The sequence below is a fragment of the Fodinicola feengrottensis genome, assembly GCF_039530045.1.
Classification (GTDB): Bacteria; Actinomycetota; Actinomycetes; order Mycobacteriales; family HKI-0501; genus Fodinicola; species Fodinicola feengrottensis.
In genome coordinates this window covers 763,602-775,217 of record NZ_BAAANY010000009.1, presented here as the reverse complement: position 1 = coordinate 775,217, position 11,616 = coordinate 763,602, and the positions used below count along the sequence as shown (strand labels likewise).

Below are 11,616 nucleotides of genomic sequence, written 5' to 3'. Positions count from 1 at the left end.
CAGGTCAGTACGGCCAGCGCCGATCGCGAGCGGGTCCCGGTCAGCCACAAACAGCAGGTGGCGCCGACTGCTGGTCTCATCCTCAGTCAGGAACACCTGATTGACGTGCACGTCCAGCCCGGACGCGATCTTTTCCTTAGCGGCCAACACATCAGCCCACCCCCTGCCGTACGGGAGGTCCACCACAACCTGCGAACCGGTCCCCCGAGCGTCGCGCGCCATCTGCGCCCCAAACTGCACTTGCTGACCGGGCTTATCCGCGTTACCCAGACCAGCGGCGTAATAGGCGCGCAGCACAATATCGAGGTTCAGCTTGCGAAAACGCGGCGCGATGATCGCTTTAGAAATGATTGGCTTGTGCGCCGGGCGGCCCAGATGAGCCAGCGATCCCAAGATCGCGGCCACGAGCGCGAGATTGAGCGGCACGGACCCCACGGCCAACACCACCAGTCCGGCGATTACGGTCGCGAGCGTTTGGGCGGCGACAACGAAACCGCGCCAGCGGCGGGTGTCTCGCAGCTCTTGTAGTAGCTGGTTGTAGATCCTCGCGGCCTCTTTCGGGTCGCGGTGCGCGTTGTCCGCGACCGCTCGCCGGACCGGGGCCTGCTCGGTCAGCCACCACCACCGCAGCTGAAGCTGCACCAGGCGCACCACACCAACCGCGCCATACGCAGCTGTTTTCGTACCGTACAACGGAAGCCGCACGGCGTGAAAAGCGCCGATATGCAGCCATCGGCGCACCGTACGAGTGATGGTGCCGCGCAGATTTGCCGGCAGGAACGCGGCCGAGATGATGGGCTCGCGCCGGTCTTCATCGGCCGGCAGGGTGATGGTCACGCCAGGATCGGCGACCGTGAGCCGCGCGGCCTCCGGCGAGTCCGGGTCGTCAATGTCGACCTCAAAAGAGCTGGCATGGCGTTCTACGTCGGCGCCGGGTTTGCGCAGCGGAACCACGTTGCCGGTGCCGTTCTGGTCGAGCTTGGCAAATTCAGCGTCCCAGTCAACGCCGCCTTGGCCGCTGTTGTTGTCGTTCGGTTCGGTGGACATGATGTGCGGTACCTCCTGTGTGGGGGTGGCCGGAGCGCGGTCCGGTTTCTCAGGCCTGGTGGCCGCGCTCCGGGCGGATTCAACGGGTAGGTGCGGAGGTTTCGTCAGTGCGCAGCAGGTGTGCCAATGCGGCTCCCATGCCGAGTACGGCGACCGGCAGGCAGGCAACCGCGGTGGTGATCCACCACGGCGCGGCCGTGACTCCGGCGGCGCTCATCAGGTGGTAAGCGACCTGACCGAGCGCGCCGAGGATGAGCGCACCGATTGCCGACCACTTCGCGAATCGGCGCGTCGGGCCAGCCGTACGTCCGGCGAGCCAGGCCCGCAGCGCATACGCGGCATAGGTCTCCACGCCGATCGGGAGCGTGATCGCGGTATTGATCGCGAAACCGTCCACGATCCCCGGCAACGGGTGCACCACCCCAAACCCGGTAAGTCCACCCAGCCCGACCCAGCCCGACCAGATCGCAACAAACGCGGGAGCGGCGAGCAGCAGGACCGGCCACGCCTTAACCGGCTTGACCGTCTCCCGGATCTCTCCAGCGCTCTCCGATGTCCCCGGGTCTACGGACATCACTACCTGCACGGAATCCTGGGACGCTGTCTCAGCCGCAGCGGTGGGTAGGTCGGGATCGGTGGCGCCGGTCTGCGGTTCCGGACTGGAGGGCACCAGGTGCAGCCGGTTCGCCGGAGCGGTCTCGGTATCGGTGGGCTGTGCCAATGCGGTCAGCTCCGCGAGGATGGCGCGAGCCTTGGGTGCACCGATCCGAAACTCAGTCATCAGCCGGTTCCGGGACGGAACCTCGCCCAGCTTGTCAGCCAGCCGCCGCGCCTTGGGTAGCAGCACGTCAACCGGCGGCGGGTATGCCGAACCGGACGCTGCTTCAGTGTGTTCGGTCGTCATGGGTCAGCCCACCCCTGCCATTGCTGAATCGTCGGTGTCGATGACGACCGTGTTGTCGTCGTGTGTGTCCGGGCACCAGCGCTGGCACTGATCGACGTAATCGACCATCGCGGCCAGCAACGCCCGTGCTGCCCGCACGTCTTCGGGCTGCACGTCCGCGCGGTGCAGCGGGGACATGCTGAAATGCAGACCCTCGCCGTGTATCGCCAGGATCGGGCCTCCGTCGTCGTACGCGTGGCAGACCACGTGCATGCCGCCGGTCAGGTGGAAAGAGATGTCGGTCGCCATCACTGACCACCGTCCGCGCGGCGGCTGGTGGCACCGACCGCAGAGACCTTGGTCATGAGATCGACCCCGCAAACGAAGCAAACGAGGTCATGACGTGAATCAGAAAGTTCAACAGCGTGTGCACCTGCGCGCCCGCTTGATGCGGCTCTTTCACCACGTAGAAGAACAGCGCCAGGCCGATCAACGTCGGCAGGATCTTGGCGGCCAGAGATTTCACCGAAACCACTCCTCGCTCGTCCGATTCGATGCGTTTCCAGGCCGACCATCAGGCGACCTCTGCAAGGTCGGTTGCGGCCGTGGTGGCGTCTGCCAGCGCGAGCGCCTGGCGTACGACTTCGCTGTTGGTGTGCAGCCGGTGAGCAATCTGGTAGTCGGTCAGGTTTTCGCTGTCGCGCAGCTGCGCAGCGGCAATCGATCGCTCAACGCGGGTCAGCCGCACTTGCTCGCCACGGCACGCGCGCTCGATGGCGATCTCGTCAACTACGTCGATGTCGGGACCTTGGTGACGTGACACGCCGTACTCGATCACGACCCGTTCGTCATCGCGGATGGCCCACTCCCAGCAGGCACCGCACGCCACAGAGCCAATGCCGCCGGCCCAGCCCGACCGTCTGTACTCGTTGTGCGCCCGGCAGTGCCGGTTAGCGACCCGCGCCAACGGGTGTGACCAGCTCAAATAGCCGTGCCCGTGGTTCCGGTGGTCTGTCATCTCCACTCCCTCCATCTTGACTAGCTTGACTAGTCATGTGCGTTCGAGAGGAACGTTCTCACGACTTGACTAGTCATGTCAATAGACTGCGGAGAGATCTGGCTAGCTTGGCTAGTCATGTAATAAGCTGAGCCCATGGCTGCTGACGTCAATGACCTGGAAGACCTCGACGATGACGACCCACGTCATCCGCACGAGCAGATCGCGAACAGGCTTCGAGCGGCGATCTTGAGTCGGAAGTTCCAGCCAGGCGACCAACTACCGGCGCAGAATGCCCTAGCCGCTCGCTTCGGAGTCGCCCGCGACACCGCAAAGAAGGCGATCAAACGGCTAGAGGCGGAACGCCTCATCATTACCAGGCAAGGCGCCAAGTCGTACGTGCGTGCGCAGGTCGAGCGGCCGGTAGAGCTCCGGCCTCATATCGAGGGCCTGTTTTCGCGAGAGAATGTCTCAATCGACTTCTTTGGCCACTCCGGCGAAACGCTCGTAACTCCCCTGGTTGATGCACTTGACAGGGTGAGGGCCGGAACCTACGCGCCGGATACGCTCAATATCCGCGCCATCGTGACGGACACCTCGTCGCCACTCGCCGTTCCAACCCATGCCGACACTGGCGACGATCACGACGAAGTGCGTACGCGATCTGACGACATCGTGCGCCGGTCAGTCAGGCATTTACTGCACGATGTGCGCGAGATTGGGGATCTTGGACTCGTCAAGTCCGTAAAGATCGAGGTCCGAGTTACGCGCCTGGCGCCCGAATTCAAGCTGTTCATCCTCAACGAAGAGGACGTATTTTTCGGCTTCTATCCCGTGGTCAGCCGGACGGTCACTGTCGACAGCGGCCCCATCGACATCTTCGACATCATGGGGAAAGACTCGATCATGTTCCCGTTCTCAGTGAACGATGACGAGTCATCGAGCGGCCCGCGGTTCGTAGCTCAAGCGCGTACCTGGTTTGACTCCGTCTGGACGACCGTCGCTCGGAATTTCAAGTGAGCGCAGACCTTTCTAGCCACCTCGACCAGGTCAAGGGCCTTCTGTTCGATTTCGACGGTCCGGTCTGCGGTGTCTTTCACACGTACAAGGCATCGGTGGTCGCGGATGACGAGCGCACTTTCCTTGCAGGTAAGGGAATCGAGCTGCCGGAGCCGCTAGCCTCGGCGCCAAACCCGCTGAAAATCCTCGCATGGATCGGAGACGACAGTCCGCTTGCGGCGGAAGCGGACAACTACCTCTGCGGGCTAGAGACACTCGCCGTTGACGGTGCGGCGCCAACCAAGGGAGCGGCGGACGCCCTGGTCGCCGCTCACCAGCATGTCAAGACAGCCATCGTAAGTAACAACGCTGGCGCGGCTGTTGAGAAATACCTCTCCTCGCGTGGATTGGTGGGCTGCGTCGACGCTGTCGTTGGCCGACCGCATGCTTGGCCAAGCAAGATGAAGCCGCATCCGTACTCCCTAGAGCTGGCCGCTGACTTCCTTGGCGTGAGCCTGGCTGACTGCGCGTTAGTCGGCGATTCGGTCAGCGACATCGAGGCATGCAAACGGGCGGGAGTTTTCCCAATCGGCTACGCGAAGACGCCTCAGCGTGGCGTTGAACTAGCCGAGGCTGGCGCGGCAATTGTCGTTGATGAGATGTCGGAACTGGCCGACTACTACGGCGGGCGCAGATGACCGATCTAACGGTGCCGGAGCACGTTCTCTCGGCGGTTAAAGAGCAGTGGCCCGATCGCGGCGAAGCCTGGTCGCGTGACGTACTCGCCGAATTCGATCAGATCTGTCGACGCCATAAGGCTGTCGTTCGCGAGATTTTCAAGTCTCGCTACGGATTTGTCGTCGGCGTGGATTCCCCACAAGGCTCTCTGGTGATACGGGGGAGTGCCGACCCGTTGGCGGCCGGCCAGGCGGCCGTAGTGAGCGCTCTCGCGGCGGCCGGTGTCGGTCCTCAGGTGAGGGAGATCGAGCCAACCGAAACAGGCGTCTGGACCGTGATGGACCGCGTGCTGCCAGGAGATCCACTGGCCGATGTCGGCGTAACGGTCGCGGACGTTGTCACGCTCGCCGAGACGTACCGCCAGGTGATCGGTCACACGGCACCCGATCCGGACTTGCCGTCCCTGACTGATTGGCTGTACGGCCGCCTGGTCGACGATGCCCTGACCGACATGCCGGACTGGGCGACAGTTGCTCCTGCCGATGAACGCGGAGAGTGCCTCGCGATTCTGGCTGACCTGGCGAGCGATGACGGTTCGCTCTGTCACGGTGATGTCTCCGGCTGGAATGTGTTGCTGGGCCCCGATCGGCGAATGTTCCTGATAGATCCGCGCGGGCTCCGTGGTGATCCTGCCTATGATGCCGCGCTTATTGCAGTCAAATTTGGGATGCGTACAGGCGCCTATTCGGATCCTTTCGCCGCGACCGCAAACGTTGCGGACGCAACTAGCCTTGATAAGAACCGAATAGACGCCTGGTTGCGTATTGCGATGGCAGCTCGCGTCTAGAAACGGAGCCCAATAACGAGATCACCGTAGGTGTGCCAGTCGCTGCGTTGCACCTCAGCATCGTTGACGCGAAGCGCGATCATCACCACTCCGCACATGGCGCAAGTGGTGAATACAAGGCAGACCGGTATTTCTCCGACCCGCTTGCGTAGCGGCTTGTCATTGGCGAGCTGCGCCTTTGGCTCGTGCACAGGGATTTCCGACGCTGAACAGCGATACGGAGAGCAAACAAAAACTCCACGCCCCTGCCGACCCATCACCAGACCCTCTCGCCCGAGAATCTCAATCGCACGCTTGACCGTCTCCCGTGCAACGCGGTATCGCTTGCTCAGGTCGTGGTGGGATGGGAGCTGATCACCTGGTCCCAGCTGGTTGTCCCGGATCGCCTCGCGGATGCGGTCTGCGATCTGTTGGGAAGACGGCTTTCGATCGGCGGGATCGAGTCGACCGAGGTAGGGAAATTCATCAGCCATGGCTTTGTGCTCCTCGTCTGAGGACGGGCTTTCGGCCCAGTAGAGGCAAATTAGTTCAAGGGACGTACGAAAAGTCGCAAGGCGGGTGGGAGGCCAGACAGGCCCGGGAATTGTCACCGGAGCCTGTCCGGCCGGCTTCAGGAGTTCATGAGCCCTTCCATGACCTTCTCTAGGAGGAGCTGCACGCGCTGGGTGTCCGTGCGGGCGAGGGTGTAGGCGTAGCCAGTGGCCGAAAACCAGTGGATGTCGTGCTGGCTTTTCGCTGTCTGGCTGAGCTGCCGGTACCACTGGTTGAGGCCCTGCGCGGGGTCGGCGAGGTCTACGTCCTGGTGGCTTTTGAGGAAGGCGTTGCGTACGCCACGCGGGGACAAGGGGCCTCCTAAATAGTGCCGTTGCACGGGTATCTCCTCCGGAAGCGGGGATGACGGGCGCACGCTCAGCGCACACGTTCCGTGTAGGAGATACTCGACGGACAGTCACTACTTGACTAGGTCGGTGCATAGGGCATTTGATTGCCCTATGCCAACGCCCACCTCCGACCGATGGCCCGATTGGATCCGCCACGAGCGACTAGATCGCGGTTGGTCGTACCAAGATGCCGCGCGCGCGATGCAGCAGCACACAGGCGACCAGCTCTCCGGCGACCTGCCGCGCACCTGGCGGCGCTGGGAGGCTGGCACAGAACCGCGCAAGTACTACAAGGCGTTGATTGCAGCCACATTCGAGACGGTCACGGATGCGATCTTCGGCAATCCAGCTGGGGCAGCCCTGAGCACGGGCGCAGAGCCAGACACGCTGGAATTGATCACCAGCGTACGCCGATCCGACCTTGACGCCGCTTCGCTAGAGACGCTCGGAATCACCGTCGACCGGCTGTGCTCTGCATACAGGTCAAGCGACCCGGTTTCATTGCGGCAGGAAGCGCGTGACTGGCTACGGCGCCTAACTGCCTTGCTGGAATCGCGGCTAAGCCTCACCCAGCACCGCGAGATCCTCGTACAGGCCGGATGGCTGGCGCTTTTGGTGTCATGCCTGGAAAATGACCTGTGTATGTCCGGCGCCGCGGAGGCGACTCGACGTGCAGCGCTCTCGCTTGGGGATGAGGCCGCGCATCCGGAAATCGTTGGATGGGCCTATGAGATCGCAGCATGGCAAAGCCTCACGGCGGGGGACTACCGTGCCGTTCTCGCTACCGCTGACCGAGGCCTGAGCGCCACCCAGACATCCGGAGCGGCTGTCCAGCTCCACGGGCAGCGTGCCAAGGCGTTTGGCCGCCTAGGTGACGCTGACGGCGTTCGGCAGGCCCTGGAGGCAAGCCGCAGGTTGATCGAGTCGCTGCCGTATCCGACCAACACGGCCCATCACTTCGCGGTCGACCCAAATAAATGGAACTTCTACGCGGCGGACACCTACCGGTGTCTCGGCCATACGCAGCTGGCCAACCAGTACGCAAACGAAGTGATCGCGGCGAGTACCGCACCGGACGGGACCGTACTGGCGCCAATGCGTATAGCCGAAGTGCGGGTATCGCTCGGAATTCTCGCTGCCCGCGATGGCGACCTTGACCGCGCACACGCCCAAGGCATGGCCGCACTCAACATCGAACGCCAGTCACTGCCTTCACTTCGGCTAGTCGCCTACGAACTTGCAGGAGAATTGGAGGCCCGTTTCTCGGGCCATACGCTCAGTCGCGACTATCGCGCTCGACTGAGGTCCCTTTAAAATTTGCCTACTCGGTATTGGTTTCGTTTATGACAAACATGTTAGGGTGCGAGCGATTTTCTGGGTGCAGCATGCGGAACTAGCGGCGTCGCCCGCTGCCAAAGCTGTTCATTTCGCTCACGATACATTCTGGCAATGTCAGGCGGGGCCTGGATCAGAGCAGTAACATTCTTTCCGATTCCGCTTAGCGAACTACCGATGACCATGACTGTGTCATTGTCAGCAATGAGGCAACGGTCATGCATTTCCTTGCTGTCCGCGTGACGTATTTCTAGTTCTGAACCATGTTCGAGAGCTCCTAGTGCAATTGCGATCTCGTCTTGGTCACGTTTCAATTCCTTACGTCCGCCGGCTGATTTGATTAGGACTCTTCGAATAGTGGTGTCCTGGAGAAGCCATTGCACAGCCTCAGGTTTAAGAAACGGATCGACTAACATGCCTTTACCTGCACCTGAAAACGTACGTGTCAGGTGGATGTAGATCATCGGATCTTGCGGTTCTAAGGCGACAGCCAGCAACTCGGGCTCGGCGGACTGGAAGGTCATGCTGCCCTCCAGGCCGGCGACAAGCGCTCGTCCAAGGTCAGTGAGACGCAGGTTAGCCGATTCTCCAGTTACCCACTCCATTTGGCGGAGATATCCAGAAGGCGCCTCAGGTTTGGATGGAATTTGGAAATTCTGCAAAAAGGCGAATGGAGTGAGTGTGTGTAACGGAGGTTGAGTCGTCGCGAATCGGTCCAGACGTTCGGCACTGGGTTCGACATTGGCTCGATTAAGCAGCTCTAGATACAGGAGCGTTCGGTGTACATGCTCTGGGATGATCTCCATGCGGAGAGTCTTTCAGCACACTCCACCAAGAGCGCCGGTTCTGCGGCCGGATCCACCGAACGTCGGCCAAGACGACCCGAGTGCTTGACTTCTACTTAGACCCTCAACTCCGGCACCATGTCCCTGTCGACGACCGGACTGGAACGTCTACAAAGCCCGCAGGTGTAGCGTTTTAGTACACTTTATTAGGCTCGATTACGTTCTATGCTAATCCGGGGCGCGGGCAGCTAGAGAGCGTTTACTCTCAACCATTTAGATGATTCCATAGCCATCATCTCAGAGGAGAGAATTACATACCGGTCTCCACTGAAAGGCAGAGAATTATGCAGCCATCGCAGAGTGCCGACGTAAGAGCGAAGATCGGGAGGTACATCGAACAACTCGATGCGACCAAGAGAGCGCTCGGTCCTCTTGCGGCAGACGCAACGATTACCGGAGATCGACTCATCTTGGCTAACGCCGCAGTCACGGCCGCCGCTGACGCATGCCAAGAGATTCTCGATGTACTCGCGACACAATTGACACCGATCGCGCCGCCCGGAAAATAAGAACTTGGACCATCAATCGGCCTGCTCAGCAGTCCATAGTGGTCGTCCTGTCTGGCCCGGGTCTAGCGCCGGGTTCGACTCCCTTTTTGGCGGCTGCGTCTTCATCAGTCTGTGTCACGCTGCGGGTTTGCTCTGCTCCCTGGCCCCTCTGCGCAAGTTGGCAAAGGTCATCAAGCGAGTGAGGATCAAGAAGGGTGTGATGCGTATGGCTCGGAAGGTTACAAAGGTTCTTCCGCAGTTGGCCGTACTGGTGGTCGCAGTGTCCTGTGGTTGGGGCCGGACCAGATTGGACGAACACAGCCCTACGGACCTCCACGAACTCTGCCGGACGTTTGTGCAGTTCAGCGCCAGTTGAGTCTGTCGTTAAGACTGCCTATGGCAAGAGACCGTAAGGTTCGGCAAATCCTCGTCGAGTGCACCGATTCGGGAGCCAAACGGGGAGCCGAGCGGCATGGTTTGCGGCGAACTAGCGCGAACGGCTACGGCCGCATCATCGCTGGCCAGAGACCATAGCCGACTCTCTGACCAGCGCCTCTAGACAGGCCAAAATGGGTTCGGGACGAAGAGGTCGTGGGTTCAAATCCCGCCACCCCGACCGGTAAAGGTGCAGCTCAGGGCCGGTTTCCAGATTCTGGAAGCCGGCCCTGATCGCGTCTCAGGTGCCTGCCGGTGAGAGATTTGGTGAGAAAACCTCGAGAATCGGCTACTCCTCCTTTCCTCTCGGAAGCCGGTCGAGGACGGCAACGGGTGATCCCGAATTCATCCGCCGCCGCTCCTCCAGCGCGGGTGAAGAAAGACCGCTGCGACTTTGTCGTATGGCGCTCGACCTGTTCGTAGCACTGGTGAGGGCCGCCCATGAGGGCGTCGCCACGACCACGGGAGATGACACAGAGACAGCATCCGGAGCCTGTCGCCCGCCGTCTCTTCGAGCTCACCGAGCCGATCTCGCTGGTCAACTTCTTCTCCCCGGAGCCCAACGACTCGATGGCGGCGCTCGGTTTCCGCAACTACTGGGACGGCTATTTCGCGGGACGTTCTTCGCCGCTCGGCCGGGTCCCGGCCGAAGTGGTGCACGCTGCCTTCTACAGCTTCGCCGACGATGAGGTGGCCCGCCACATCCCCAAGGTATGGGACACGACCGCACCCGAGGCGGCGCACGCCGCGCGTCAGCAGGGCTGCGTGCCGGCGCTGCACCGGATCCTCGGCGACCTCGTCGAGACTCAGGGGCTCGCGCGTGCCGCCGAGCTCCTCGCCAAGGCTTCGACCAGCGCTCCGACGGAGGGACGGGTCATGTACGCCGCGCTCCGCACGCTCCCGATTGCCCGAGGAGCCGGTGGCCCGGCTCTGGCACGCGGCCAACATGGTCCGCGAGCACCGCGGGGACGGCCATACCGCTGCCCTGGTCCCGGAACGGATCGGCGGGACCGAGGCCCACGTGCTCAGCGCCCTCGCCAGCGGCATCTACCCGGCGGAGTCGTTCGGCCGAATCCACCACCTCTCCGAGGCCCGCCTGGCCGAAGTCATGGACGGTCTGCGCGACCGCGGCCTCCTCGATGCCTCAGGTCGCTTCACCGACGCCGGGCGTGTGACGAAGGGCCGGATCGAGTCACTGACCGACGCCCTCGCAGAAGCTCCTTACGACGGGCTGGAGCCGCTCAAGCTCGACCATCTGGTCGCTCTGCTCGAACCCATTTCCATAAAGCTCGAGGCCACGGGATCGAAGTAGGTGGCTGCAGGCCGCCGAGATCCAGCTGTCGTACGCCGACGAGCCGCGGCCGATCCAGCCGCACTGGCAGAACGTCTGCAACATTTAAGAGCGTCCTCTCATAGCCGCACTCCGGGCAGAGCCCGACCATGCGGCCGTGCGTGCGGGGCCTGACTATGCCGCGCTCCGAAGGCTTGCAACCCACGTCTTCTGCCGCGACAGCAACATGTCGTTCCCGCATGACCTTTCGAAATCTGGGTTGGCCGCAGCTTTGCGGAAGGACATGTCGAGATCCCAGCCCCGGCTCCGTCCTAGCATCGAATCGGCAAGACATCAATTGGAGGATGGAGCCCCATGGCACATGTACAACGTTTCGACCACATCGGCATCACCGTCGCGGACCTAAACTCGGTGACGGCCTTCTTCGTCGGACTGGGTCTCGAGGTCGAGGGCACCGGATCCGTGCAGGGCGAGTTCGTGGAGACCGTCTGCGGCATCCCGGGCGCGCACTGTGAAATCGCGATGCTGCGGCCGCCCGACGGAGGGTCCCGGCTGGAGCTCGCGAGCTTCGTCACGCCCGACCACGTGCCCGGATCGCCCACAGCGATGGCCAACGAGCTTGGCCTGCGCAACGTGTCCTTCGAGGTCGGCGACCTCGACGCGGCCGTCGATGCTGTGGCTGCGGACGGGTACGGGCTCATCGGCGGCATCGGCGAGTACGAGAACAGCGTGCGGATGGCCTACGTGCGTGGGCCCGAAGGGATCATCGTGTCCCTGTTCGAGCAGATCGGCTGACGCGCGTGCGCGTTGCGCACGTATGTCAATCCGCCGCGATTGACTTGGTCGCCAAGCGCCCCGCTCATGCTGCCGGGAAGGAGTCCCGACAGCTG

General features: G+C 62.3%; 14 protein-coding genes and 1 pseudogene. 7 read left to right on the top strand and 8 right to left on the bottom strand.

Going from position 1 to position 11,616, the window contains the following annotated elements; translation table 11 throughout:
* The 5 genes from ABD301_RS16295 to ABD301_RS16275 all read right to left on the bottom strand — a co-directional run.
* A partial coding sequence (locus ABD301_RS16295; protein ID WP_344311126.1) for a hypothetical protein occupies positions 1-1,047 on the bottom strand: 1,047 nt, incomplete at its 3' end.
* A 79-nt stretch (positions 1,048-1,126) separates the two neighbouring features.
* Complete coding sequence (locus ABD301_RS16290; protein ID WP_344311125.1) at positions 1,127-1,951, bottom strand: hypothetical protein; 825 nt, start codon at positions 1,949-1,951, stop codon at positions 1,127-1,129.
* Between the two features lie 3 nt (positions 1,952-1,954).
* Positions 1,955-2,239, bottom strand: a complete 285-nt coding sequence (locus tag ABD301_RS16285; RefSeq protein ID WP_344311124.1) for a hypothetical protein — start codon at positions 2,237-2,239, stop codon at positions 1,955-1,957.
* Between the two features lie 52 nt (positions 2,240-2,291).
* Complete coding sequence (locus ABD301_RS16280; RefSeq protein WP_344311123.1) at positions 2,292-2,456, bottom strand: hypothetical protein; 165 nt, start codon at positions 2,454-2,456, stop codon at positions 2,292-2,294.
* Between the two features lie 48 nt (positions 2,457-2,504).
* On the bottom strand, positions 2,505-2,948 hold the full coding sequence (locus ABD301_RS16275) for a hypothetical protein (protein ID WP_344311122.1): 444 nt from the start codon (positions 2,946-2,948) through the stop codon (positions 2,505-2,507).
* 135 nt (positions 2,949-3,083) lie between these two features.
* On the opposite strand from ABD301_RS16275, the gene ABD301_RS16270 reads away from it, so the two are divergent.
* The 3 genes from ABD301_RS16270 to ABD301_RS16260 are packed head-to-tail and all read left to right on the top strand — an operon-like array spanning position 3,084 to position 5,451.
* Complete coding sequence (locus ABD301_RS16270) at positions 3,084-3,947, top strand: GntR family transcriptional regulator (protein WP_344311121.1); 864 nt, start codon at positions 3,084-3,086, stop codon at positions 3,945-3,947.
* The gene (locus ABD301_RS16265) at positions 3,944-4,624 is read left to right on the top strand and encodes an HAD family hydrolase (protein WP_344311120.1); all 681 of its coding nucleotides are present in this window, start codon (positions 3,944-3,946) and stop codon (positions 4,622-4,624) included. Before ABD301_RS16270 ends, ABD301_RS16265 begins: the two co-directional genes overlap by 4 nt.
* Positions 4,621-5,451 (top strand): phosphotransferase, encoded by an 831-nt coding sequence (locus ABD301_RS16260; protein WP_344311119.1) that lies wholly within the window; start codon positions 4,621-4,623, stop codon positions 5,449-5,451. The genes ABD301_RS16265 and ABD301_RS16260 overlap by 4 nt, the downstream gene beginning before the upstream one ends.
* Here the strand turns inward: ABD301_RS16260 and ABD301_RS16255 are convergent.
* Positions 5,448-5,924 (bottom strand): GntR family transcriptional regulator, encoded by a 477-nt coding sequence (locus ABD301_RS16255; RefSeq protein ID WP_344311118.1) that lies wholly within the window; start codon positions 5,922-5,924, stop codon positions 5,448-5,450. The two genes, ABD301_RS16260 and ABD301_RS16255, sit on opposite strands and share 4 nt — an antisense overlap.
* A gap of 137 nt (positions 5,925-6,061) precedes the next feature.
* Positions 6,062-6,295 (bottom strand): hypothetical protein, encoded by a 234-nt coding sequence (locus tag ABD301_RS16250; RefSeq protein ID WP_344311117.1) that lies wholly within the window; start codon positions 6,293-6,295, stop codon positions 6,062-6,064.
* Positions 6,296-6,533: 238 nt separating this feature from the next.
* On the opposite strand from ABD301_RS16250, the gene ABD301_RS16245 reads away from it, so the two are divergent.
* Positions 6,534-7,646 carry an XRE family transcriptional regulator gene (locus ABD301_RS16245; protein WP_344311116.1) on the top strand — a complete coding sequence of 371 codons (1,113 nt, stop codon included), beginning with the start codon at positions 6,534-6,536 and terminating at the stop codon, positions 7,644-7,646.
* Positions 7,647-7,687: 41 nt separating this feature from the next.
* Here ABD301_RS16245 and ABD301_RS16240 read toward each other — a convergent pair whose 3' ends face one another.
* Positions 7,688-8,473: a hypothetical protein gene (locus tag ABD301_RS16240; RefSeq protein ID WP_344311115.1), complete on the bottom strand. Its 786-nt coding sequence runs from the start codon at positions 8,471-8,473 to the stop codon at positions 7,688-7,690.
* Between the two features lie 1,403 nt (positions 8,474-9,876).
* Here ABD301_RS16240 and ABD301_RS42430 point away from each other — a divergent pair.
* The 3 genes and pseudogenes from ABD301_RS42430 to ABD301_RS16230 form a co-directional block, all read left to right on the top strand.
* Positions 9,877-10,287, top strand: a pseudogene (locus tag ABD301_RS42430) (SCO6745 family protein); the annotation flags it as partial.
* Between the two features lie 67 nt (positions 10,288-10,354).
* A complete protein-coding gene (locus ABD301_RS16235) occupies positions 10,355-10,747 on the top strand; it encodes an SCO6745 family protein (RefSeq protein WP_344311114.1) in 393 nt (130 codons plus the stop codon).
* A 333-nt stretch (positions 10,748-11,080) separates the two neighbouring features.
* A complete protein-coding gene (locus ABD301_RS16230; protein WP_344311113.1) occupies positions 11,081-11,521 on the top strand; it encodes a VOC family protein in 441 nt (146 codons plus the stop codon).
* Positions 11,522-11,616: the final 95 nt, after the last annotated feature.